The organism is Ruegeria sp. AP12, from assembly GCF_056540025.1.
Window position 1 is genome coordinate 1 of the sequence record NZ_JBQFVZ010000289.1, and the last position, 577, is coordinate 577.

Annotated in this window: 1 protein-coding gene; it reads left to right on the forward strand. The window is 62.2% G+C overall.

Features of this window, described 5'->3' with window-relative positions; genetic code table 11:
- Positions 1-577, forward strand: a 577-nt coding sequence (locus ACR0E6_RS22800; protein WP_480587699.1) for an FAD-dependent oxidoreductase, incomplete at both ends; no start/stop codon positions are given.

Below are 577 nucleotides of genomic sequence, written 5' to 3' on the forward strand. Positions count from 1 at the left end.
GCCTTGTCCCGCCGGTACGGAGCCACCGAAGCGCAGGCCTATCACCAAGCGGAAACAGACGCCGTGTCACTGGTGGCTGACCTGTTGTCGCGACTTGATATTGAGGCCGATACGCATTCCAACGGCGAAACCCGTCTGGCCCATTCACCTCGCGCGATGGAGAAGTTGCGGCGTGAAGATGACGGGACCGGTCAGTTGCACGAGCGGGATGAACTGACGGCTCTCGGGCTTGGGGGGCGGTTCTTCGGCGGCTATACAAGCCCGATCGGCTTTGGTCTCAATCCGCGAAAATACCTGTTCGGTCTGGCGGCGGCGGCGCATCAGGCCGGTGCAAACCTGTATCAACACAGCCCGGTCCTGCGGATTGAGAAAACCGCAAACGGTCATCACCTGACGACCCGATCCGGTGTCGTGCGTGCCGCCAGCGTACTGATCTGCACCAACGGGTATTCCAGCGACGACCTGCCGCCCTGGATGGCTGCGCGCTATATGCCTGCGCAATCCACGGTGTTGGTGACGCGCGCCCTGTCCGAGGCTGAGTTGCAGGCACAGGGATGGTGTTCGGGTCAGATGGCCT